The organism is Pseudomonas sp. DF11 (assembly GCF_058148565.1).
Map to the genome: position 1 here is coordinate 13,680 of NZ_JBYVYN010000018.1, position 22,597 is coordinate 36,276.

At 58.9% G+C, this 22,597-nt stretch carries 21 protein-coding genes; 10 read left to right on the forward strand and 11 right to left on the reverse strand.

What is annotated here, in order from left to right; translation table 11 throughout:
* Positions 1-84: 84 nt before the first annotated feature.
* Positions 85-1,623: a murein biosynthesis integral membrane protein MurJ gene (gene murJ, locus AC30D9_RS29145; protein ID WP_134925884.1), complete on the reverse strand. Its 1,539-nt coding sequence runs from the start codon at positions 1,621-1,623 to the stop codon at positions 85-87.
* Positions 1,624-1,877: 254 nt separating this feature from the next.
* Between murJ and rpsT the strand changes: the two genes are divergently transcribed.
* Entirely contained in the window at positions 1,878-2,156 is a 279-nt protein-coding gene (rpsT, locus tag AC30D9_RS29150; RefSeq protein ID WP_003185593.1) for a 30S ribosomal protein S20, read from the forward strand.
* A gap of 185 nt (positions 2,157-2,341) precedes the next feature.
* Here the strand turns inward: rpsT and AC30D9_RS29155 are convergent, their stop codons facing one another.
* The 5 genes from AC30D9_RS29155 to rplU all read right to left on the reverse strand — a co-directional run bounded on the left by AC30D9_RS29155 (position 2,342) and on the right by rplU (position 6,149).
* Positions 2,342-2,806, reverse strand: coding sequence for a CreA family protein (locus AC30D9_RS29155; protein ID WP_134925885.1), 465 nt, complete (start codon positions 2,804-2,806; stop codon positions 2,342-2,344).
* A gap of 9 nt (positions 2,807-2,815) precedes the next feature.
* The gene (gene proB, locus AC30D9_RS29160) at positions 2,816-3,934 is read right to left on the reverse strand and encodes a glutamate 5-kinase (protein WP_003205734.1); all 1,119 of its coding nucleotides are present in this window, start codon (positions 3,932-3,934) and stop codon (positions 2,816-2,818) included.
* Between the two features lie 193 nt (positions 3,935-4,127).
* Positions 4,128-5,351: an Obg family GTPase CgtA gene (gene cgtA, locus AC30D9_RS29165; protein WP_134925886.1), complete on the reverse strand. Its 1,224-nt coding sequence runs from the start codon at positions 5,349-5,351 to the stop codon at positions 4,128-4,130.
* A gap of 190 nt (positions 5,352-5,541) precedes the next feature.
* Positions 5,542-5,799 carry a 50S ribosomal protein L27 gene (gene rpmA / locus AC30D9_RS29170; RefSeq protein WP_003205738.1) on the reverse strand — a complete coding sequence of 86 codons (258 nt, stop codon included), beginning with the start codon at positions 5,797-5,799 and terminating at the stop codon, positions 5,542-5,544.
* Between the two features lie 35 nt (positions 5,800-5,834).
* Positions 5,835-6,149 carry a 50S ribosomal protein L21 gene (gene rplU, locus AC30D9_RS29175; RefSeq protein WP_003176051.1) on the reverse strand — a complete coding sequence of 105 codons (315 nt, stop codon included), beginning with the start codon at positions 6,147-6,149 and terminating at the stop codon, positions 5,835-5,837.
* Between the two features lie 239 nt (positions 6,150-6,388).
* Here rplU and AC30D9_RS29180 point away from each other — a divergent pair, with 239 nt between their 5' ends.
* The 3 genes from AC30D9_RS29180 (at position 6,389) to AC30D9_RS29190 (ending at position 8,382) form a co-directional block, all read left to right on the forward strand.
* The gene (locus AC30D9_RS29180; RefSeq protein ID WP_490145353.1) at positions 6,389-7,357 is read left to right on the forward strand and encodes a polyprenyl synthetase family protein; all 969 of its coding nucleotides are present in this window, start codon (positions 6,389-6,391) and stop codon (positions 7,355-7,357) included.
* Between the two features lie 220 nt (positions 7,358-7,577).
* On the forward strand, positions 7,578-7,919 hold the full coding sequence (locus AC30D9_RS29185; RefSeq protein WP_490145354.1) for a zinc ribbon domain-containing protein YjdM: 342 nt from the start codon (positions 7,578-7,580) through the stop codon (positions 7,917-7,919).
* 205 nt (positions 7,920-8,124) lie between these two features.
* The gene (locus AC30D9_RS29190) at positions 8,125-8,382 is read left to right on the forward strand and encodes a PA4570 family protein (RefSeq protein ID WP_116833489.1); all 258 of its coding nucleotides are present in this window, start codon (positions 8,125-8,127) and stop codon (positions 8,380-8,382) included.
* A 132-nt stretch (positions 8,383-8,514) separates the two neighbouring features.
* Here the strand turns inward: AC30D9_RS29190 and bamJ are convergent, their stop codons facing one another.
* From bamJ to AC30D9_RS29210, 4 genes are all read right to left on the reverse strand, one after another.
* On the reverse strand, positions 8,515-9,132 hold the full coding sequence (gene bamJ / locus AC30D9_RS29195; protein WP_003205746.1) for a BamJ family beta-barrel-assembly machinery protein: 618 nt from the start codon (positions 9,130-9,132) through the stop codon (positions 8,515-8,517).
* Positions 9,133-9,334: 202 nt separating this feature from the next.
* The gene (locus AC30D9_RS29200; RefSeq protein ID WP_042731944.1) at positions 9,335-9,823 is read right to left on the reverse strand and encodes a TIGR00645 family protein; all 489 of its coding nucleotides are present in this window, start codon (positions 9,821-9,823) and stop codon (positions 9,335-9,337) included.
* A gap of 132 nt (positions 9,824-9,955) precedes the next feature.
* Positions 9,956-10,297, reverse strand: coding sequence for a PA4575 family protein (locus tag AC30D9_RS29205; protein WP_013694243.1), 342 nt, complete (start codon positions 10,295-10,297; stop codon positions 9,956-9,958).
* Positions 10,298-10,632: 335 nt separating this feature from the next.
* The gene (locus AC30D9_RS29210; protein WP_134925889.1) at positions 10,633-13,071 is read right to left on the reverse strand and encodes a Lon protease family protein; all 2,439 of its coding nucleotides are present in this window, start codon (positions 13,069-13,071) and stop codon (positions 10,633-10,635) included.
* A 285-nt stretch (positions 13,072-13,356) separates the two neighbouring features.
* On the opposite strand from AC30D9_RS29210, the gene AC30D9_RS29215 reads away from it, so the two are divergent.
* The 6 genes from AC30D9_RS29215 (at position 13,357) to lanM (ending at position 20,669) form a co-directional block, all read left to right on the forward strand.
* Positions 13,357-13,845 carry a DUF3015 domain-containing protein gene (locus tag AC30D9_RS29215; RefSeq protein WP_030140293.1) on the forward strand — a complete coding sequence of 163 codons (489 nt, stop codon included), beginning with the start codon at positions 13,357-13,359 and terminating at the stop codon, positions 13,843-13,845.
* 87 nt (positions 13,846-13,932) lie between these two features.
* On the forward strand, positions 13,933-15,786 hold the full coding sequence (locus AC30D9_RS29220; RefSeq protein WP_490145355.1) for an Lnb N-terminal periplasmic domain-containing protein: 1,854 nt from the start codon (positions 13,933-13,935) through the stop codon (positions 15,784-15,786).
* Between the two features lie 103 nt (positions 15,787-15,889).
* Positions 15,890-16,246 (forward strand): hypothetical protein, encoded by a 357-nt coding sequence (locus AC30D9_RS29225; RefSeq protein WP_490145356.1) that lies wholly within the window; start codon positions 15,890-15,892, stop codon positions 16,244-16,246.
* Positions 16,247-16,316: 70 nt separating this feature from the next.
* On the forward strand, positions 16,317-16,808 hold the full coding sequence (locus tag AC30D9_RS29230; protein WP_109756394.1) for a GreA/GreB family elongation factor: 492 nt from the start codon (positions 16,317-16,319) through the stop codon (positions 16,806-16,808).
* Positions 16,809-17,347: 539 nt separating this feature from the next.
* Positions 17,348-17,506 (forward strand): hypothetical protein, encoded by a 159-nt coding sequence (locus AC30D9_RS29235; protein ID WP_167659358.1) that lies wholly within the window; start codon positions 17,348-17,350, stop codon positions 17,504-17,506.
* A gap of 85 nt (positions 17,507-17,591) precedes the next feature.
* Positions 17,592-20,669, forward strand: a complete 3,078-nt coding sequence (gene lanM, locus AC30D9_RS29240; protein ID WP_490145357.1) for a type 2 lanthipeptide synthetase LanM — start codon at positions 17,592-17,594, stop codon at positions 20,667-20,669.
* Between the two features lie 175 nt (positions 20,670-20,844).
* On the opposite strand, the gene ettA is transcribed toward lanM, so the two are convergent.
* Positions 20,845-22,509: an energy-dependent translational throttle protein EttA gene (gene ettA / locus AC30D9_RS29245; protein ID WP_134925892.1), complete on the reverse strand. Its 1,665-nt coding sequence runs from the start codon at positions 22,507-22,509 to the stop codon at positions 20,845-20,847.
* Positions 22,510-22,597 lie beyond the last annotated feature (88 nt).

The following is a 22,597-nucleotide window of genomic DNA, read 5'->3' on the forward strand; positions in this document are numbered from 1 at the left end:
GGCCGACGACAGGCAACACCGCACCCCAAAGTGATCGAACCGACAAAACCGCCGTCAGCCCCTGAATTATCGAGGGCCGCCCCTTCAGCTCAAGGCCTTGCGGTTGAAGTCGCGCAGACGGAAACCCATCAGCAGCAACATACCGAAATACGCCACCACGCCAGCGACGACCAACACGCCCAGGCGCAGGAAACGCGCGAGCATCTGCCCTTCGCCCCAGGCCGGCATGAAATGCATCGCGCCAAGCAAAACCGCCGACATCACCGCCACGGCCACCAGCAGCTTGAGGCCAAACTTGCCCCAGCCCGGTTGCGGTTGATACATCTTCTGCTTACGCAACTGATAAAACAGCAACCCGGCGTTGAGGCAGGCACCGGCGCTGATCGCCAAGGCCAGGCCGGCGTGCGCCAGCGGACCGATCAGCAACAGGTTGAACAACTGGGTCATCACCAGGGTGAAAATGGCGATTTTCACCGGTGTGCGAATGTTCTGCTGGGCATAGAAGCCTGGCGCCAGCACCTTGATCACGATGATCCCGAGCAAGCCCACCGAGTAGGCGATCAGCGCACGCTGGGTCATCAAGGCGTCGAACGCATTGAATTGACCGTATTGGAACAACGACACCGTCAGCGGCTCGGCCAGGATTCCCAACGCCAGGGAACAAGGCAAGACCAGCACGAAGCACAGGCGCAGGCCCCAGTCGAGGATGCGCGAGTATTCCTGGCGATCCTGGCTGGCGTAGGTCTTGGCCAGGGTTGGCAGCAGGATCGTGCCCAGGGCCACACCCAGTACACCGGACGGCAATTCCATCAACCGATCGGCGTAATACATCCACGACACCGAGCCGGCTACCAGGAATGAGGCGAAGATGGTGTTGATGATCAGGGAAATCTGGCTCACCGAAACCCCGAGGATCGCCGGCAGCATCTGCTTCATCACTCGCCACACGCCGCTGTCGCGCAGGTTCAGCCGTGGCAGCACCAGCATGCCGATCTTTTTCAGGTGCGGCAGTTGGTACAGCAATTGCGCCAGGCCACCCACCAGCACCGCCCAGCCGAGAGCCATCACCGGCGGGTCGAAGTATGGCGTAAGGAACACCGCAAACACGATCATGCTGACGTTGAGCAGGGTCGGCACAAAGGCCGGCACCGAAAAGCGGTTCCAGGTATTGAGGATCGCCCCGGCCAGGGACGACAGGGAAATCAGCAATATATAAGGAAAGGTCACCCGCAGCAGGTCCGAGGTGAGCTGGAATTTTTCCGGCGTATCGGTGAAACCCGGCGCCGTGGCCCAGATCACCCATGGCGCGGCGAGCATGCCGGCGGTCGTGACCAACGCCAGCACCAAGGTCAGCAGACCCGTGACGTAGGCAATGAATGTGCGAGTCGCTTCGTCGCCCTTCTGGCTTTTATATTCCGCCAGGATCGGCACGAAGGCCTGGGAGAACGCCCCTTCGGCGAAGATCCGCCGCAACAGGTTGGGCAATTTGAAGGCGATGAAGAAGGCGTCGGTGGCCATTCCGGCACCGAATATCCGCGCGATCAGCGTGTCGCGAACGAATCCCAGGACTCGGGAAAGCATCGTGATAGAGCTGACAGCGGCCAACGATTTGAGCAGATTCATGAAAAGAGTTTTTGCCTGTCGATAAACAGCAGGCGAACAACGCGCCCACTTGTGCGATACTCCGCGCCGCTAAACAGTACAGAGCCAAAGCCCGCGAGTTTACAGGTCGCACGCCGGAAAGAAATCCTTCGGTGCGCCGCACCTGCCATTCAGCGGAACGCGTCACCCGCCCTTGACAAGACCTCAACTCATCGGCATGATTCGCGGCCTATTTTGTTTGCTATTTCCTAAAAAGTCTTTCGAGGAGCTCGACGGTGGCCAACACACCTTCCGCCAAAAAACGTGCAAAACAGGCTGAGAAGCGTCGCAGCCACAACGCCAGCCTGCGTTCCATGGTCCGTACCTACATCAAGAACGTAGTCAAGGCCATCGACGCAAAAGACGCTGAAAAAGCTCAAGCTGCTTACGTTCTGGCTGTGCCAGTTATCGACCGCATGGCCGATAAAGGCATCATCCACAAGAACAAGGCTGCTCGTCATAAGAGCCGCCTGAATGGCCACGTAAAGGCCCTGAACGTTGCCGCTGCTGCCTAAGCGACGCGCTCGTTAAAAAACCGACCCCAGGGTCGGTTTTTTATTGCCTGGGATTTAACAGGCACGCCACAAAAAATGTGGGAGCGGGCTTGCTCACGAAAGCGGTGCGCCAGGCAACCTCTACGCCACTGACAGACCGCATTCGCGAGCAAGCGCGCTACCACACGAGTGATCCATGGGCAGGCTTACTGAGTACGGGCCCACGGCAAGATCGGAATCGCCGTCACCGCGTTCTGCGGACTACCCTCGATCACGCGGTCGCTGTAGACCAGATACACCAGCGTATTGCGCTTCTTGTCGAGGAAACGCACCACCTGCATGGTCTTGAATACCAGGGAAGTGCGCTCCTTGAACACCTCCTCGCCATCCTTGAGCTCACCCTTGAAGTTGATGGGCCCCACCTGACGACAGGCGATAGAGGCCTCGGCACGATCCTCGGCCAGACCCAGACCACCCTTCACGCCGCCGGTCTTGGCCCGCGACAGGTAGCAGGTCACGCCATCCACCTTGGGATCATCGAACGCCTCGACCACGATCCGGTCGTTCGGCCCGACAAACTTGAACACCGTCGATACCTGGCCGATTTCCTCGGCCGAAGCCAGCAGCGGCAATGCCAGCAGCAAGCCGATCAATCCTTTTGCCAAACCCATGATTTTTCCTTAGACGAGGATCAGGTTGTCACGGTGAACCAATTCCGGCTCAGCCATGTAGCCCAACAGACCGACAATCGCATCAGACGACTGGCCGATGATTTTCTGCGCTTCCAGGGCGCTGTAGTTGGCCAGGCCACGGGCAATCTCGCGACCATCCGGCGCCACGCACACCACCATCTCGCCACGACGGAAACTGCCCTGGACCAGCTTCACACCTACCGGCAACAGGCTTTTGTTGCCTTGGGACAAGGCCGCCACCGCACCTGCGTCCAGCACCAAGGTGCCGCGGGTTTGCAGGTGCCCGGCCAGCCATTGCTTGCGTGCCGCCAACATGCCGCGCTCAGGGGAGAGCAAAGTGCCGATGCGCTCGCCCGCCTTCAGGCGATCCAACACCCGCTCCAATCGACCGCCGACAATGATGGTGTGCGCCCCGGAGCGCGCCGCCAGACGCGCAGCACGCAACTTGGTCTGCATACCGCCACGACCCAGCGCACCACCGGTACCGCCCGCCACCGCATCCAGTGCCGGATCATCGGCACGGGCTTCGTAGATCAGCTTGGCATCGGGATTATTGCGCGGATCGGCGTCGAACATGCCATCGCGATCCGTGAGAATCACCAGCAGATCCGCCTCCACCAGGTTCGCCACCAGCGCGGCCAGGGTGTCGTTATCGCCGAAACGGATTTCGTCGGTGACGACCGTGTCGTTCTCGTTGATCACCGGGATGACCTTGAGCTCTACCAGCGCGCGCAAGGTGCTGCGGGCGTTGAGGTAGCGCTTGCGGTCGGACAGGTCGTCGTGGGTCAGCAGGATCTGCGCCGTGTGGCGGCCGTGCTCGGCAAAACTTGATTCCCAAGCCTGCACCAGGCCCATCTGGCCGATGGCGGCAGCGGCCTGCAATTCGTGCATCGCGCTGGGTCGCGACGTCCAGCCCAAACGGCTCATACCGGCTGCCACAGCCCCCGAAGAGACCAATACCAGCTCGACGCCAGCCTCATGCAAGGCCACCATCTGCTCGACCCACACCGCCATGGCCTGGCGATCCAGACCCTTGCCATCCGCTGTCAGCAGTGCGCTGCCGATCTTCACGACCCAGCGCTGCGCACCCGTCACCTTGCTCCGCATCATCTTCAACCTTTGCCAGCGAACGGCGCGACCCAGCGCCGCCCATGGGATTATTCGTATTTGCGTTTTACAGATACCAAAACGCCGCTCGAATGAGCGGCGCCTTGGGAACCGGCTTGCCGGCGATGATAACACTGCGCTGAAACACTTGAACCTGTGGTCTTGGCTTCAGTTGAGTGGCATCAGCACATGGTCAGTCGCGAACGTAGATGATTTCCGGACCGTCCTCGTCATCCACATCTTCTTCGTCCCAATCGTCGTCACCGATGTCATGGACCGACTTCACGCCGCTGCGACGCAGGGCACGCTGGTCATCCAGCGCCTGCAACTGGGCACGGGCCTCGTCTTCGATGCGCTGGTCGAGCTCGGCCAGTTCTTCCTTGTAGGCCGGATCGTTGGCCAGGCGGTCGGCGCGATCTTCCAGGTAACGCATGATGTCGTGGCACAGACGCTCGGTGCCTTCTTTGGCAATGGCCGAGATCACATAGACCGGGCCTTCCCACTCCAGGCGGTCGACGATTTCCTTGACTCGCTCTTCATGCTCTTCTTCGAGGATCTGGTCGCATTTGTTCAGCACCAGCCAACGGTCACGCTCGGCCAGGGCCGGGCTGAACTTGGTCAGTTCGTTGACGATGACTTCGGCGGCATCGGCGGCATCGGTGTCATCCAGCGGCGCCATGTCCACGAGGTGCAGCAGCAGACGAGTACGGGACAAGTGCTTGAGGAAGCGAATGCCCAGGCCCGCGCCCTCGGAAGCACCTTCGATCAACCCCGGAATGTCGGCGATCACGAAGCTTTTCCAACGATCGACACTGACCACGCCCAGGTTCGGCACCAGGGTGGTGAACGGATAATCGGCGACTTTCGGCTTGGCCGCCGACACCGAGCGAATGAAGGTACTCTTACCGGCGTTCGGCAGACCCAACAGGCCCACGTCGGCCAGCACTTTCATTTCCAGCTTGAGATCACGCTGCTCGCCCGGCTTGCCTGGCGTGGTCTGGCGTGGCGCACGGTTGGTACTGGATTTGAAACGGGTGTTGCCCAGGCCGTGCCAGCCGCCATGGGCGACCAGCAGACGCTGGCCAGCCTTGGTCAGGTCGCCAATCACTTCCTGGGTGGCGGAATCGATCACCGTGGTGCCGACCGGCACGCGCAGGATCAGGTCTTCACCCTTCTTGCCGGTGCAGTCGGTGCTGCCGCCGTTGGAGCCACGCTCGGCATCGAAGTGCCGGGTGTAACGGTAGTCCACCAGGGTATTGAGGTTTTCGTCGGCGAGCATGTAGATCGAGCCGCCGTCGCCACCGTCACCGCCGTTCGGGCCACCATTTTCAATGAATTTTTCCCGACGGAAACTCATGCAACCATTGCCGCCGTCGCCGGCCTTCACTCGAATCGATACTTCATCAACAAACTTCATGACACACGCCTCTCGCCATACGGACGAGCCAAAAAAACAAGACATAAGACTCTTGCAAAAATGAGCGCAGCGACCTGATGACACGCCCCAACCGCAGCGCCGACAGCCCATACAAACAGTTTTGCAAGAGACTCACCCCACAAACGAAAAAGCCCCGTCGCAAGACAGGGCTTTTCCAGCGGTCTCGCAATTAAGCTGCGATAACGCTTACGTAACGACGACCGAAGGCGCCTTTTACTTCGAACTTGATCACGCCTTCGACTTTAGCGAAGAGGGTGTGATCCTTGCCCATGCCAACGCCGTAGCCAGCGTGGAATTGGGTGCCGCGCTGACGCACGATGATGTTGCCTGCTTTGATAGCCTGGCCGCCATACATCTTCACGCCAAGGCGTTTGGCTTCTGAGTCGCGACCGTTACGGGTACTACCACCAGCTTTTTTGTGTGCCATGAGTTCAATTCTCCTAGTGAGGAATTAGGCTGAAATTAAGCCTGAATACCGGTGATTTTGATCTCGGTGTACCACTGGCGGTGGCCCATACGCTTCATGTGGTGCTTACGGCGACGGAACTTGATGATGCGGACTTTATCGTGACGACCTTGGGAGATCACTTCAGCCACAACGGTAGCGCCAGCAACGACTGGAGCGCCGATATTCACGTCATCGCCATTGGCGACCAACAGAACGCGATCAAAAGTCACGGATTCGCCGGTAGCGATTTCCAGTTTTTCGATCTTCAGGTATTCACCTGGGGCGACCTTGTATTGCTTGCCACCAGTAACAATTACTGCGTACGACATGGTATTTCTCCGATAATCCTGCTCACCCAGCGCTTTATAAGAAGAGGTATTGGCTGGCATGGCTGCATGGGCTGGAAGGCCCGGATGCAATTGCGTAAGGCAGGTGCTGCCCAGGAAGTTCAGGGTGCGCGATTGTACGCAAGCCAAGACAGCCTTGCAAGTAGCCGTCCATCGCGCCTTGACACCTGCGGACGTGGGTCCTAGCATGCCGCGCAACCCTTCTGGAGCACCTGTCGCTGATGCAACCCCAAGCTTTCTACCGCGCGGTGGCGGACGATTTTAGCGCCGTCGACGGCATCATCAAGAAGCAGCTGACTTCCCGAGTGCCTCTGGTATCGAAAATCGGCGACTACATCACCTCAGCCGGTGGCAAGCGCCTGCGTCCATTATTGGTGCTGCTGTGTGGCAAGGCCCTGGGTCGCGAAGGCGACGACATGCGCCTGCTGGCCGCCACCATCGAATTCCTGCACACCGCGACCCTGCTGCACGACGACGTGGTCGACATGTCCGGCATGCGTCGTGGCCGCTCGACTGCCAACGCCATGTGGGGCAACGCCCCGAGCGTACTGGTGGGCGACTTCCTGTATTCGCGCTCGTTCGAAATGATGGTCGAACTGGGCTCGATGCCGGTGATGAAGATCCTGTCCCAGGCCACGCGCATCATCGCCGAAGGCGAAGTGTTGCAGTTGTCCAAGGTACGTGATGCCAGCACCACGGAAGAAACCTACATGGAAGTCATCCGCGGCAAGACAGCCATGCTCTTCGAAGCGTCGACCCACAGCGCCGCAGCCCTGGCCGGCGCCAGCGCCGAGCAGAGCGAAGCGTTGCGCACCTTTGGTGATCACCTGGGCGTGGCCTTCCAGTTGGTGGACGACCTGCTGGACTACAAGGGCGACGCCGAGACACTGGGCAAGAACGTCGGTGACGACCTGGCCGAAGGCAAGCCGACCCTGCCGCTGATCTACACCATGCGCGAAGGCACGTCTGAACAGGCGGCATTGGTGCGCCAGGCGATCCAGAAAGGCGGGATCGAAGACCTGGAAAGCATCCGCGTCGCGGTCGAAGCGTCTGGCTCGCTGGACTACACCGCGAAACTGGCCCGGGACTACGTCGCCCGCGCGATCAAATGCCTCGATGCCCTGCCAGCCAGCGAATACCGCGATGCACTGGTGGAACTGAGCGAGTTTGCGGTGGCGCGTACCCACTGATACACATGGGTTTCTTGTGGCGAGGGGATTTATCCCCGCTGGGCTGAGCAGCAGCCCCAAAAGTCACACCTCGATATTACTGATCAATCGGGTCAGGTCTTCCAGGGGCTGCTTCGCAGCCCAGCGGGGATAAATCCCCTCGCCACGCACCGTGCCTCTTTAGCCACAAATCCCTATATAATGTGCGCCCTTTTGTCCTCCTGATATCCAAGGAACCTTAGTGAGCACGTTGCCTCCCTGCCCGAAATGCAATTCCGAATACACCTACGAAGACGGTACTCAACTGGTCTGCCCGGAGTGTGCCCACGAATGGTCCGCCAGCGGCGAAGCTGAAGCGACCTCTGACGTCACCGTGAAGAAAGATTCGGTCGGCAACGTCCTGCAGGACGGCGACACCATCACTGTGATCAAGGACCTCAAGGTCAAGGGCACCTCGCTGGTGGTCAAGGTCGGCACCAAGGTCAAGAACATTCGCCTGTGTGATGGCGACCACGACATCGACTGCAAGATCGACGGCATCGGCCCGATGAAACTCAAATCCGAGTTTGTCAGAAAAGTCTGATTCTGCTGTATTCCATCCCATGCCCCGTGTGTGGGATGGTGCCGCACCCTCCTCGCTCCAGCCCCATTTCTCGGGCGCCAGCCAAGTGCCAGCCGTCTTGAGCGGCCACAACTCATCATCAGAAAAACAATCGGAACACCAATAGAGACTTGCTATTTAGCGAATAAGAATTATTCTCATCGAATCCATCAAGGAGATGAGAACCATGACTTATTTGATCGATGCCTGGCTGGACCGCCCACATCCCTACCTCAGGATCCTGCATCGGGAAACCGGGGAAGTCTGTGCGGTGCTTGAAGAAGAAGCCTTGAATGAGCTGCAGGACCAGGGGGATCTGGACCTCAACAGCCTCAATTCCAGCGAGCCGCTGGTGCTCAAGGAACTGGTGCGCAATCTGTTCCTGTTCTGCTATGCCCGGGCGTTGCGCCCGACAGGCGATTTCAATGCCAGGTTCCACGGATGAACGCAGACGTCATGTGGGAGCGGGCTTGCTCGCGAAAGCGGTGTGTCAGTTAACGATAATGTCGACTGACAGTCCGCATTCGCGAGCAAGCCCGCTCCCACCTATTTGCCCGACGCTAAACCAGGCAGGGTCTTACAGAACGTCCAACAGCTCGACGTCAAACACCAGTACGCTGTGCGGCGGAATGCTACCAACGCCTTGAGCGCCGTAAGCCAGTTCGCTCGGCACGTACAGGCGCCATTTGCTGCCGGCGTTCATCAGTTGCAGCGCTTCGGTCCAGCCTGGGATCACGCCGCCCACCGGGAATTCGGCTGGCTGGCCACGATCGTAGGAGCTGTCGAATACGGTGCCGTCGATCAGGGTGCCGTGGTAATGGGTACGCACTTGGTCTTCACGGGTCGGTTTGGCGCCTTCACCTTGGGTCAGCACTTCGAATTGCAGACCGGAAGCCAGGGTGGTGATGCCTTCACGCTTGGCGTTTTCGGCCAGGAATGCACGACCTTCACCAGCAGCGGCTTCAGCCTTGGCAGCGGCTTCGGCCTGCATGATTTCACGAATGACCTTGAAGCTGGCGGACATCTCGTCCTGGCCCACGCGGCTTGGCTTGCCGGCGAACGCGTCGGTCAGGCCGGCCAGGATCGCGTCCAGGCTCACGCCCGGTGGCGGGTTGTCGCGCAGTTGGTCGCCCAGTTGGCGGCCAATGCCGTAGCTGACGCGGGTTTCGTCGGTGGACAGGTTAACTTCGGACATGATGCTGCTCCGCTGTGCGGACGGCTCCAGAGTTGCCGTGTGTGCCACAGCGCCTCCGGGAGCGCCCGGAACCAAAAGGGCGAGCAGACTAGCACAGATGCCGGGGCGGGTGACGAGCCCCGCATCAAGGGCCGCCGCCAGAAACGACAACGCCCGCCTGCTTCTCGGCAGGCGGGCGTCGCGCCAGGGCGATGAAACGACCTCAGTGCTTGGTCAGTTTATCCAGGTAACCCATGGCAAATGCCGAGACCACGAAGGTCATATGGATGATCACGTACCACATCAAGTGTTCGGGATCGACGTTCTTGGCATCCATGAAAATGCGCAACAGGTGGATGGAGGAAATGGCCACGATCGAGGCAGCGACCTTCATCTTCAGTGATGAAGAGTCCATGGTGCCCAGCCAGTTGAGCTTTTCCTTGTCGGAATCGATGTCCAATTGCGAGACGAAGTTCTCGTAGCCGGAAATCATCACCATCACCAGCAGGCCGCCCACCAACGCCATGTCGATCAGCGACAGCAGCACCAGGATCAGGTCGGACTCGGCCATGGAAAACACGTTGGGGATGACGTGAAAGACTTCCTGGAAGAATTTCAGCGCCAGGGCCAGCAAGCCCAGGGACAGCCCGAAATAGATTGGCGCCAGCAGCCAACGGGAGGCGTACATTGCGTTTTCGATAAAGCGTTCCATTGAATCTCACACCAGGGCTGAAAAATCGCGGCGAGTATATCAGCCACGACTGCCCTCACAAATGCCGGGGCCCTCCATGGTCCCGGCCCTTGTGTCAAAATTTTACTGCCAGTGCCCGTGTGGTGCTGACAATCAATGCAGCGGACGAAACTCGAAGCCGCCCACGTTGCGACAACGCCCCCCATTGATTTCCCGCAGTTGAGCTTGCATGTGCAAGGACCAGATCTGTGGGTCGTCGGCCAGCTCATAGCCGTGCAATGTCAGGCTTTGCACAATGGTATCGAGGATGGATTCGGCGGCAGTCGGGCCGGGGAATGGCCCTTGGGCCTTGATGGCGGATGGTTGTTCACCGGCCATTCCGGCGGCGAAGAGCAAGGTCCACATCCCGGTATCTCCCGCCAGGGGGCGGATGGCGCATTCGATACGGGTGACAAGGCCCAGGCATTGACGAGTGAGGCAAAGGTTGCGCGACATGGCGGCGCCCCTCGGTAGATCCGGTATTCAGTCTCGGGAAGAGGCTGTTTCGATCCGATGATGACTCTCGTTATCCTTGAGCTGAGGATAGAAGAAAAGTTCCGAGCGCAAGGGTTTTCGAGACCAGAATACGCCGAGCGGTCACAGTGTGAATATTGACGCCAAAGCGGTGACACTTTTGGGTCAAATCCAAGCATCACTTCAGAATCCATTGTGGGAGCGGGCTTGCTCGCGAAGGCGGTGTGTCAGCTAACGACCATGTCGACTGACAGTCCGCCTTCGCGAGCAAGCCCGCTCCCACAATTAGATCTCCACAATTAACAATTGGCGACGCATCAAGCCGGCTTGGCCTCCGCCAAGGCTTGCTGCGCCAGTTCCTTTTCCGCTTCCTTGATGTCGTCTTCGCTGATCATCTCCGCGATCACCCGCAGCCGCTCCACCACCCGGGCGTTGACGCTGCCCTCCGGGAATTCGCCGTTTTCATCCGGCTCGCCGGCAGGTTCACCCACCAGCAGGCTCAGGGCTTCGTCGGCCTGACGCACCGCATAAACATGGAATTGACCGGCGCGTACGGCAGCCAGGACTTTCTCGTCGAGCATCAAGGTAGCGACGTTGGCCTGGGGAATGATCGCCCCTTGCTCGCCGGTCAACCCGCGGGCTTCGCAGAGGCGGAAGAAACCTTCGATCTTCTCGTTGACCCCGCCCACCGCCTGCACTTCACCGAACTGGTTGATCGAGCCGGTGATGGCGAAGCATTGCTTCAACGGCGTTTTCGACAGGGCCGAGATCAGCGTGCAAGCCTCGCCCAGGGACGCGCTGTCGCCGTCCACGTAACCGTAGGATTGCTCCAGGGCGATGCTGGCCGAGATCGCCAGTGGGAATTCCTGGGCATAACGGCTACCCAGGTAACCGGTGAGGATCATCACGCCCTTGGAGTGGATCGGCTGGCCAAGGTTGACCTCTCGTTCGATATCGACGATGCCGCTGCCGCCCGGATACACCGTGGCGGAAATCCGCGCCGGCACACCAAACGCCGAGTCGCCGACCTCGAGCACCGTCAGCCCGTTGCACTTGCCCACCGCCGCGCCGTCGGTGTCGATCAGGATGATCCCGGCCAACATGTCGTCGAGGATCCGCGCCGAGACACGCCCAGTGCGCGTGGCCTTGGCCTTGAGAGCACGCTCGATGTGGCCGGCGTCGGTCATCTCGTCACCGGCCAGCTGGCGAATGAAATCCGCCTCGCTGACCAGTTGGAACAGATCGCCGATACGCGCCGACAAGCGTCCCTGGTGTTCGGCCAGCCGGGCGCTGTAGGTCGCCAGGCGCGCCACCGCATCGGCGGTCAGCGGCGCCATGCCCTCCTCCGAAGTGCGGGTCTTGAGCAACTGGGCGAACTGCTCCAGGCTCTCGTCGCCCATCGGGATGTCTTCGTCGAAATCCACCAGTACGCGAAACATTTCCTGGAAGTCCGGATCCAGGTCCTGCAAGGCGTAATACAGTTGGCGGGCACCGATGATCACGACCTTGACCTGCAACGGGATGTGTTGCGGTGTAAGGGTGACCGTCGCCAGCCGTCCCAGCTCGCCCAGCGGCGATTCCATCTTCAGCTTGCGCGATTGCAGGGCGCGCTTGAGCGCATCCCATACGAACGGCTCGCCGAGCATTTTTTCCGCTTCGAGAATCAGGAAACCGCCATTGGCCCGATGCAGGGCGCCCGGTCGTAGCTGCCGGTAAGTGGTGTAGAGCGCGCCCTGGTCGGTGCTGTATTCAATCCGGCCGAACAGGTTGTCGTAGGTCGGGTGCGGCTCGAACACCACCGGCGCGCCACCACTGAACGGGTGCCCGACCACCAGGCTTGGGGCGTACTGTTCCTCCAGCAGCTTGCGGGCGATGGCGTCGGTCTTGCTGTCGTCCACCAGTTGCTCGACCACGGTCTTGAGCAGATAGACCTGCATGGCCTGCAAATAACCGCAGACCGCAGCGTTCTCGGCGTACTTCTCCGACAGCGGTGCCAGCAACGGTTGCAGGGCCAGGGTGATGGTTTCTTCGTTGAGCTGGCGCAGTTGATTACTGGACTCACGCTTCCACTGCGGCAGGCTGGCAAGCTCTTCGTTCAAGCGCTCTTCCAGGCCCGAGATGTCCTCATGGAAACGCTCGCGCTCGGCTTCCGGCAACTGGGCGAATTCCGCCTCGTCCAGGGCCTTGCCTTCGCTCATCGGCGTGAAAGCGATGTTGCTGCTGTCACGATACAGCGCGACATCCTTCTCCAGCGCCAGGCGCTCGATCACATCCAGGGCACGGTCGTAGCGCTGGTTGAAGGCGCGGTCGATGGCGCTTTTTTTCTGCTGATAGGACGGGTGTTCGAACACCGCCGGGAAAGTCGCCAGCAGGTTGTCGATCAGGCCGTTGATGTCGGCGATGAAAGCCCCGGCCGTGCCTGATGGCAATTCCAGGGCACGGGGTTCGCGGGGCTCATCGAAGTTGTTGACGTAGACCCAGTCGGCCGGGGTCTGCAGGCGCTTGCCTTCGGCCTTGAGGTAGCGTTTGACGAACGAGAACCGGCCAGTGCCGGGCTCGCCCATGACAAATACGTTGTAACCGGGGCGCGGCATGGCCACGCCGAACTGCAAGGCTTCGACCGCACGTTCCTGGCCAAGCACACCGCGGAAGGGCTCCAGATCATTGGTGGTAGAGAAGCTGAACTGTTCAGCGGAAAACGGACGGGTCAGCGCTTCGGGCGCTAGACGCAAGCTGGCAGCAACAGGATCAGGCATCGGGCTTCCTTACATCAGGCGGGGCAGATAGCGGCATTCTGGCGCCGCCTGTACCTGACTGGCAAGGAGCGTCTCTGACCAAAGCATAGTCAACGGGAAAACCTCGGGCGGGCCCGTAGAGAAGCGATCCCCCGTAATGTTTTTGCAAAATGTCACGGAACCCTCGGATCGTGCCTAAACTCCAAATTGCGCGGCTGGAACAATAACCGGCCCACTGGCGCCTAGCCCTACAGGAACGAGGTGCCAGACCCTGTCCATCGGTATGCACATAAAGAGAACATAGCTATGAAACGGATTCTTCTCGGTACTCTCTTCACCGCTGTATCCATCAACGCCATGGCTCAGGCGCCGGGCGGCCCGGATTGCGGCTGGGGCAACATGCTGTTCGAAGGTCAGCGTGGCACCCCGGCTCACTTCCTGGCATCCACCACCAACGGCACTTCCGGTAACGCTACCTTCGGCATGACATCCGGCACCAACGGTTGCTCGACCAACGCGGCACTGACCTACGGTGGCAAGTCCTGGCTGGCCATGAATGGCATGATGAACGAGCTGTCCGAGGACATGGCCAAGGGTCAGGGCGAAGCGCTGACCACCTATGCCGTGGTACTGGGCGTAGCCCCGGAAGACCGCGCGCACTTCTCCGCCGTCACCCACGAGCACTTCCAGCAGATCTTCAGCAAGGCTGACGTGACCGCCGAAGATGTGCATACCAATACCCTGGCCGTGTTGAAAAACGATCCTCGCCTGGCCAAGTACGCCACTCAAGCTTAAGCTCGACAGCACTCGCTCCTCTCGGGGAGCGGGTTTTCTTTTTGGGGCCCCTTCGGTCTTTTTTTTCGACTTTCCAAGTAGCCGACTATGCTCAAACGCCTTGCCTGGCTGGCGCTCTGTGTGTGCGCCCCGCTGTCCGCCGCGCCTCATGTCGATCCTCAACGTTTGCAGCAACTGGCCAATGACCGCTTCTGGATTTCCCTGGGCCACTACGAAACCGCCAAACTGGGTGGCTGGCGCAGCTATATCAGCGACAAAAAATTCTTCCTCGCCCCCGACGGCAACGAACATCCTGACCGAGAACTGACCGCCACGCTGCGAGCCCTCTATGGCCCGGCCAGCGCCGGCCAGCAGCATGCCCAGTGCGTGTACCCGGCGCGAACGCGCTGGCTCAAGGCGCAGCTCAACCTGACCGACCTGCCGACCGTCGATTGCAGCGAATTCAACCAGTGGTTCAAGGATGTATCGCCCCACAGCGCGGTGATGATCTTTCCCGCCGCGTACCTGAACAGCCCGTCCTCGATGTTCGGCCATACCCTGCTGCGCATCGATCAGGCCGACGTGCAAAGCGACAAGACCGCCCTGCTCAGCTATGCGATCAATTTCGGCGCCTACATCGAAGGTTCGGACAACAGCATCCTTTACGCCTGGAAAGGCCTGATGGGGGGGTATCCTGGCCTGTTCGCGCTGGTGCCGTACCAGGAAAAACTCTCCGAGTACCGTAGCCTGGAGAACCGCGACCTGTGGGAATACCGCCTGAACCTGAGCCAGGCGGAAACCGAGCGCATGGTCGAGCACGTCTGGGAACTCAAGCAGATCCAGTTCGACTATTTTTTCTTCGACGAAAACTGCTCCTATCGCCTGCTCGAACTGCTGCAAGTGGCCCGCCCCAGCCTGCGCCTGACCGAACAATTTCCGCTGACAGCGATTCCCACCGATACCGTCAAGGCGGTGAAAGAAGCCGGGTTGGTGGAAAGCATCCAGTATCGACCGTCCCGGGAACGGGAACTGCTCAGCCGCGCCGAACCGCTCAGCGATGACGAGCAACAATGGGTGCTGAAAGTCAGCGCCGACCAGCAACAACTGCAAGCCCCCGGCTTCAAGGCTCTGCCACGAGCGCGCCAGGCGCTGATCATCGATGCGGCCTATCGCCTGGAACGCTATCGCGCCAACGGCCAGGAACGCGATCCGCAACGCGCCCAGCGCAGCTTCGAACTGTTGCGGGCGATCAACCAGAACCCCGCGCCAGAACTCGAGATCCCGCAACCGGGCCTGCCCGAGGACGGTCATGAATCACGCACCTGGCAGGCCGGCCTCGGCACGCGGGGCGACCGGGCGTTCGGCGAATATGGCTTGCGCATGGCCTACCACGACCTCAATGACAACGCCGAGAGTTTCCCCTTGGGCGCGCAGATCGAGATCCTGCAATTGAAACTGCGCCAATACGAAGGCAACGATTGGCAGGTGCAGCAACTCGACCTGGCAACCATTCGCTCGCTGACCCCGCGCAACGAGCTGCTGCAACCACTGTCCTGGCAGGTCACCGGCGGCCTGGAGCGGGTGCCGGGCAAACACGACGATGAAACCTTGGTGAGCCACGTCAACGGCGGCGCGGGCGGCACCTGGGCACTGGGTGAAGATGTGCTGGGCTTTGCCCTGGGCACGGTGCGAATCGAGCACAACAATGACTTCGCCCAATTCATCGCCCCGGCCGCCGGCTTCAACAGCGGTGTGCTGTGGAAAAACCCGCTGGGCAACCTGAGCCTGGAAGCCAAGGGCGATTATTTCGTCAACGGCGAAGTGCGCCGTAGCCTGAGCCTGAATCAACAGTGGGAATTGTCCCGCAACCTCGGCCTGCGCCTGAGTGCCCAGCGGGAATTCAGCCAGTTGGCCTCGCCGGAGAACGAGGTGATGCTTGAGGTGAAGTGGTACCACTACTGACAATGGCGCGTGCAACGAACAGATTAATCACCGGCCTTTCACGCCTTTCTGACGAATTCACTCCTAGACTTCTTGTATGAGCGGGAATCGGCGGAAAAGCGGAATGAAGCGTGTGGCAGTGGTCCTGGGTATGTTGATGTTGCTCGGTGGCTGTGAAACCACCCACGAAGACCTGATCGCCCGAGGTTATCCACCGGCGTTCGCCGACGGCTACGACGACGGTTGCAGCAGTGGCCGGCAAGCGGCGGGGGTGATCACCGGCCAGTTCAGGAAAGACGTACCGCGCTACCTCAAGGACCCGCGCTACGCCGAAGGCTGGAGCGATGGTTTCCGCCAGTGCCAGGCCATGCGCGAGAGCGAAGAGCGCAATGCCTATCGCGAACGCCATTGGGACGAACATGAACGAGCCTGGCAGCAACAGAAAGACCAGGACGCTGCCCGGGCTTATCGCTCGCAGTGAGTCGCGTACAGACATTCATCGAAACCAAAACCCTGCGACCATGGCCCAAACTCCAATAGAGGAGAACACCATGAGTCGCGCTTTCGTCAACGAAGACAACGCCGCAGCCCAGGCCGACCAGCCGGTCGAACGCCAGGTCAGCGCACAGCCCAACTATGTGACCCCTTCGGGACTTGCCCAGTTACAGGCCCGCGTCGCCCAGTTACAAGCGCTGCATGGCCAGCACGCGGCCAAAGGCGATCAGGCAGACAAACAACGCATCGCCGACATTGAACGCGACCTGCGCTACTTCAACCAGCGTTTGCAAAGTGCACAGGTCGTTGTACCGACGTCAATGGATCAGGTGCGGATTGGGCATTGGGTGACCTTCGTCGACGAGCATGATCACGAACAGCGCGTGCAACTGGTCGGTGAAGACCAGGCCGATGCGGCCAGTGGACTGATCAACTGGGGCTCGCCGCTGGGGCGCGCGTTGCTGGGAGCGAAGGTCGGGGATGAGGTGATCTGGGAACGACCGGTGGGGAATCTCGCCATTGAGATCATTGCGATAGAGCTTGATTAAGCGACTGTTATTAAGTGCATCGATAAAAGATTGCAAACTATTCCCATCACCAACAGGACCGGATAAAGCGCTTTAAATGCTCTAGCACTAGAGTATGACAACAGCACATTAGATGCCTGTAGCAACATGTAACCGCAACATAAGGTCATAACGACAAGTTGGTGTTAAATCAGGAGCATGTTACTGTTTTTCCCGCACCCAACAGGTGCACAACAACAAAAGAGGAGAAACATAATGAGCGAACAAATACTGACAATGTCAGGTGACTTCGACGGTGACTTCAAGTCCTACCAACAAGTTAACAGCCTTGGCACTGAGTCAGCAGCGCGGACCATTGTCGAGTGCGGCACCATAGGGTGCACCGCTCTTTTGTGCTAAATCCCACCCTTTCAAAGTCATCCATGCAATACGACTTTGAACATCCCTAATCCCATTCATAAAAACACTTCATTTCACATCCTACAGTTCGGGCGCAGTGATTGGCTCCGATTGACCGCAGGTTGCTGTACGTGATGTTTAATAATTGATGAGGAAATACCATGAGCGAAAAAATCCTGAACATGTCCGGCGACTTCCATCTCGAATTCGACGCTTACCAAGCGCCTGCCAACAACATCGGTGGAATGCTGGTAACCACGATGGAATGTTACACATTTGGCGGCTGCACCGTCATTGAATGTTCGACACTCGGCTGTTAACCCCGGTTAACTAATCGTCGAAACAGGCAACACCTATAAACATAGAGCAGGCATCGCCTGCTCTATCCATGCCAGGAGCTACGGCATGCTTGTTAATGCTTTGAGTTTGGATCAGCGAGGGAAGTACAGAGGTTCTTCCGACGACGACATCGCCCTTTTTGAAAACAACCTGACCCGTCTGCACACTGACGACCAAACCTTGCTGAATCACTTTGGGTTGAACAGGGAACAGCTGGTCTCTTATGTCAAGGAACCTATCAACCAGCAGTGCTTGCCCGCCGATGGCGAAACCGCCCTGAACACCCTTAAGGATAAGCTTGCTCGCCTCGACAGCATTCATGTCGAAACAAAAGAAAGCTCAGGCGGCACGGATAATTTTTATTGGTTCAGCTATCGTTTTTTTCTTTATTTCGTCGACACCTTCAAGGCCGATGAGCGCTATTTGAATGCGTCAACGCACATTGATGAACCCGCTTTGTTTGCAAGCCTTGAACGCTATGTCCTGGCCCGGGTTGGACGCACTGCAGAGCAGAGCCTGGTTCATTATTTGAATACACGGATTGCGAACGGTGATGACATTGACTTGAACGGATTCAATGAGCATCTGCGCACGTTGTCGCTGCTGAAATTCTTCGAATCCTATCCGGTGCTGGCGACACTGCTGTTCGATCTGCTGGAAGACACCCTCCATTACCTTTATGCAGTCATTCACAACTTCGCCGACGATGCAGAAGCGCTGGAGCGGGAATTCTCGATCCCGTCCCGGAAAATCGAGGCTATCGAGCTTGGCCTGGGTGACCCCCATGGTCGCGGCGAAACGGTCTGCCAAGTCAAAATCAGCACGACTTCACTGGTCTACAAGCCAAGAGCAAACCGGGAGGCGATTTTTTTCTATCGTCTTCTTGGGCAATTACATGAGTGGACAGGCGCGGATTGTTTTTCCATCCACACCCCAAGAATCCTCAGCCGCGAGCGACATAGCTGGGTAGAGAAAATCGACAACCTGCCCTGTGACAGCGAAGCGGACGTTGGACTGTTCTATGAAAAAATGGGGGCACAAATAGCCGTCATTCATGCGTTGAATGGAATCGACTTTCACTACGAAAACATTATCGCGTGCGGCAACAGTCCGGTCATGATTGACCTGGAGTGTTTGTTCACGGCTTCCACCAGCGACCTGCTCACTGAGCTGCCCGCTGGCTGCGCACTGTCCAATAGCTTTAAATTGGTCCAGCGGTCGATATGTTCCAGCGGCTTCGTACCCTTTTCACAACAGTCCAAAAACGACCAAAGCGGTCTGACCCGGCAAGCGCTATTCATCTCGACCCGCCATTCCCTGGTTTTCGACAGTGGCTTTTACCATCTGCGTAAAGTTGAATTCGAACACCACCTGATGCAAAAACACCTGCCGCTTTTGCAGGGTGAGCGCAAGGGGCCCGAAGCTTATAAAGCGGAGCTTCTCCAAGGCTTTGAATATGCCTATGGCAGGCTCATGGTTCATCGGCACGCGATCATGCAAAGGCTTGAACAAGCCGCAGGCGAACTGTCGACCCGGGTGTTGCTGAAAAACTCTCAGCGATACGCTGATTTCATCGGGCTGATCCGCCACCCACGCTTCATGCAGAACATGCTCGACAGAGAACTCCTGCTCGCGACCTTGTGGAAAGATTTGAAAGAACCCTATCGGGAAAAGGGCATTCCCCGTTATGAAATAGCCGACCTGCAAAGGTCCAGCATTCCGTGCTTTACCATGCCGCTGAACGCCAACTATTTTACGAGCGCACAGGGTGAAACAATACCGATGGCAGCCGTGGAGCCCCCGCTAGAAAGCTGCCTGCAGAAAATAGCCAACCTGTCCCGCAAAGACTGGGCCTTGCAACGCACCTTGCTCGAAATCTGTTTGTTCCCAGAACCTAACGGACATCTTCCATCGCGTATCAAGCAGCCCCCGGCGAACCTTGTAAAGAAGCCCCTCGACGCAATCCTGAGCATCAGCTCCCGCCTCGAGGAGCTCGCGGTAGTGGGCGCAGCAGAGGATGTAAGCTGGCTGTCTTTCCACATGCACCCCACGACCCAGAGAAAATACCCCTCGCCTATGGATCACGGGCTGTACTCCGGTATCGCCGGAATTGGCCTGTTTTATCTGAGCCTGTTCAAGGTGAGCGGCAAACCGTACTTTCTGGCGCGCACGGATCAGGTCCTGGACTCACTGGAACAACACTTCGGCTTTTTCAAAACCGATTTGACGATCAGTGCGTATCACGGGCTGGGGGCTTACCTCTATCTGCTCATCAATCGTCGCCAGGTCACTGGGGACGCCAGGCATGATGAGAAAATCGCGGGCCTGCTGACCCAACTGATTGAAGTGCCTCCTGAAGATTATGATTTCGACTTCCTGGGAGGTTGTTGTGGTGCAGTGACGCTGCTGGCCAATATCCATGCGCTGTCTGCGCAAGAGGATGTGCTGCCGGCGATCCGACGCATGATCGACTACATAAAGAGCCAGATCCTGATTGAAGACGGCCAGCTTCTGCGACGCGATGATCGCTCCGTCATTTTGACGGGCCTGTCCCACGGCCTCTCGGGTGTCATCCACGCATTGTGCAAAGCCTATGAGGTGACCGGCGACGTGACCCTGGTGCCCTTGGCCGTCCAGGTGCTCGAGGGCGAAAACCGCTTGAGTCGGGATGGTTTCTGGCTGGACCTGCGCGACCTCGGGCCGGTGGACCATACGTCCAAGTGGTGTCACGGCGATGGCGGTATCCTCATCGCCAGGCGTCAGCTCATGGAATCGATGGGGGACGCCCTGGACGAAGCGACCCGGCAGACGGTGCTCGACGATATACAGCGGTGCGAGAACAATCTCTGGCAACACGGGTTTGGCGATGGCTACAACCTTTGTCATGGCGATTTTGGCAATTTGCTCTGCCTGTATGACTTGTATCGGCACTCGGATAATCCCGAGGGCATCAGCAGAGTCAGAAAAGCACTTGAGGATGTCTCCCGGCAGTTTTTCGAAGGGCCCTATCTCGACAGCGATCGGGTGCCCGATGTCAGTCTGTTGACTGGAATAACCGGTGCAGGCTATGCCTTGCTGTACCAGATGGATCCGACCCTTCCAAATATTCTTTCGCTCGATTTCGCGAAGCAATCCGCGGGATAAAAACAGCCACATACCTTGTGGGAGCGGGCTTGCTCGCGAAAGCGCTGGGTCAGTCAACCACAATGCTTGCTGATCCGACGCCTTCGCGAGCAAGCCCGCTCCCACAGGGAATTTGTGGCGGCCATAAAAAAACGGAGCCTTTCGAAGGCTCCGTTTTTTTATGCAACTGACCGAATCAGGCCAGCTTCTTGTGCCGTACGCGGTGCGGCTGGGCAGCCGCTTCGCCGAGGCGTTTCTTGCGATCGGCTTCGTACTCGGTGTAGTTGCCTTCGAAGAACACCGCCTGCGAGTCGTCTTCGTACGCCAGGATGTGGGTCGCCACACGGTCGAGGAACCACCGATCGTGGGAGATCACAATGGCGGCGCCCGGGAAGTCCAGCAGGGCTTCTTCCAGGGAACGCAGGGTTTCGACGTCGAGGTCGTTGGACGGTTCGTCGAGCAGCAGGACGTTACCGCCCTCCTTCAAGGTCAGCGCCAGGTGCAAGCGACCGCGCTCACCACCGGACAGGTCCTTGACGAACTTCTGCTGGTCGCCGCCCTTGAAGTTGAAGCGGCCCACATAAGTGCGCGACGGAATTTCATAGTTGCCGATGCGGATCTGGTCGGAACCGTCGGAGATCTGCTGGAACACGGTCTTGCTGCCGTCCAGGTCTTCACGGCTCTGGTCGACGCAGGCCAGTTGCACGGTTTCACCGATTTCGATGGTGCCCGAATCCGGGGTTTCCTTGCCCATCAACATGCGGAACAGCGTGGATTTACCCGCACCGTTACCACCGATCACACCGACGATGGCGCCTTTGGGCATGGAGAACGACAGGTTGTCGATCAACACGCGATCGCCATAGCCCTTGGTGACGTTCTTGAACTCGATGACCTTGTCACCCAGGCGCGGACCGGCCGGGATGTAGATCTCGTTGGTTTCGCTGCGCTTCTGGAATTCCTGGGATTGCATTTCCTCGAAGCGTTGCAGGCGCGCCTTGGATTTGGACTGGCGGGCCTTGGCGCCTTTGCGCACCCACTCCAGTTCTTCCTTCATGGCTTTTTCATGGGCCGACTGCTGCTTGGATTCCTGGGCCAGACGATCGGACTTGGCTTCCAGCCAGCCCGAATAGTTGCCCTCGTACGGAATGCCTGCACCGCGGTCGAGCTCCAGGATCCAGCCGGCGACGTTGTCCAGGAAGTAACGGTCGTGCGTGATCGCGACCACGGTGCCCGGGAAGTCGTGCAGGAAGTGTTCGAGCCAGGCGACGGAATCGGCGTCCAGGTGGTTGGTCGGTTCGTCGAGCAGCAGCATGTCCGGGGCCGACAGCAGCAGGCGGCACAGGGCCACGCGGCGCTTCTCACCGCCGGACAAGTGCTCGACCTTCGCATCCCAGGCCGGCAGGCGTAGCGCATCGGCGGCGACTTCCAACTGACGGTCCAGGTTGTGGCCGTCGCTGGCCTGCAGGATCGCTTCGAGCTTGGCCTGTTCGGCGGCCAGCTTGTCGAAGTCGGCATCCGGGTCGGCGTAGGCGGCATAGACCTCGTCGAGGCGCGCCTGGGCGTCCTTGATCACGCTGACCGCTTCCTCGACCACTTCGCGAACGGTCTTGCTCGGGTCCAACTGAGGTTCCTGCGGCAGGTAGCCGATATTCAGGTCCGGCATCGGGCGGGCTTCGCCGTCGAATTCGTTATCGACGCCGGCCATGATTTTCAGCAGCGTGGATTTACCCGAACCGTTGAGGCCCAATACGCCGATCTTGGCGCCAGGGAAGAAGGACAGCGAAATGTTTTTCAGGATTTCCCGCTTCGGCGGAACAACTTTGCTCAGCCGATGCATGGTGAAGACGTATTGAGCCATGGTGAACCTAGCGTCAGTGACAGGTGAAAAGAACGAGCCAGGCCATGCGCGGCGCCGGCACTTGACGGTCATCAATGCCTGCGGGCGG

Bases quoted from the DNA above. Each gene is read 5' to 3' on its own strand.
- murJ (WP_134925884.1), bottom strand. From the start codon at position 1,623: ATGAATCTGCTCAAATCGTTGGCCGCTGTCAGCTCTATCACGATGCTT.
- AC30D9_RS29155 (WP_134925885.1), bottom strand. From the start codon at position 2,806: ATGGGTTTGGCAAAAGGATTGATCGGCTTGCTGCTGGCATTGCCGCTG.
- proB (WP_003205734.1), bottom strand. From the start codon at position 3,934: ATGCGGAGCAAGGTGACGGGTGCGCAGCGCTGGGTCGTGAAGATCGGC.
- cgtA (WP_134925886.1), bottom strand. From the start codon at position 5,351: ATGAAGTTTGTTGATGAAGTATCGATTCGAGTGAAGGCCGGCGACGGC.
- rpmA (WP_003205738.1), bottom strand. From the start codon at position 5,799: ATGGCACACAAAAAAGCTGGTGGTAGTACCCGTAACGGTCGCGACTCA.
- rplU (WP_003176051.1), bottom strand. From the start codon at position 6,149: ATGTCGTACGCAGTAATTGTTACTGGTGGCAAGCAATACAAGGTCGCC.
- AC30D9_RS29180 (WP_490145353.1), top strand. From the start codon at position 6,389: ATGCAACCCCAAGCTTTCTACCGCGCGGTGGCGGACGATTTTAGCGCC.
- AC30D9_RS29190 (WP_116833489.1), top strand. From the start codon at position 8,125: ATGACTTATTTGATCGATGCCTGGCTGGACCGCCCACATCCCTACCTC.
- bamJ (WP_003205746.1), bottom strand. From the start codon at position 9,132: ATGTCCGAAGTTAACCTGTCCACCGACGAAACCCGCGTCAGCTACGGC.
- AC30D9_RS29200 (WP_042731944.1), bottom strand. From the start codon at position 9,823: ATGGAACGCTTTATCGAAAACGCAATGTACGCCTCCCGTTGGCTGCTG.
- AC30D9_RS29205 (WP_013694243.1), bottom strand. From the start codon at position 10,297: ATGTCGCGCAACCTTTGCCTCACTCGTCAATGCCTGGGCCTTGTCACC.
- AC30D9_RS29210 (WP_134925889.1), bottom strand. From the start codon at position 13,071: ATGCCTGATCCTGTTGCTGCCAGCTTGCGTCTAGCGCCCGAAGCGCTG.
- AC30D9_RS29215 (WP_030140293.1), top strand. From the start codon at position 13,357: ATGAAACGGATTCTTCTCGGTACTCTCTTCACCGCTGTATCCATCAAC.
- AC30D9_RS29220 (WP_490145355.1), top strand. From the start codon at position 13,933: ATGCTCAAACGCCTTGCCTGGCTGGCGCTCTGTGTGTGCGCCCCGCTG.
- AC30D9_RS29225 (WP_490145356.1), top strand. From the start codon at position 15,890: ATGAAGCGTGTGGCAGTGGTCCTGGGTATGTTGATGTTGCTCGGTGGC.
- AC30D9_RS29230 (WP_109756394.1), top strand. From the start codon at position 16,317: ATGAGTCGCGCTTTCGTCAACGAAGACAACGCCGCAGCCCAGGCCGAC.
- AC30D9_RS29235 (WP_167659358.1), top strand. From the start codon at position 17,348: ATGAGCGAAAAAATCCTGAACATGTCCGGCGACTTCCATCTCGAATTC.
- lanM (WP_490145357.1), top strand. From the start codon at position 17,592: ATGCTTGTTAATGCTTTGAGTTTGGATCAGCGAGGGAAGTACAGAGGT.
- ettA (WP_134925892.1), bottom strand. From the start codon at position 22,509: ATGGCTCAATACGTCTTCACCATGCATCGGCTGAGCAAAGTTGTTCCG.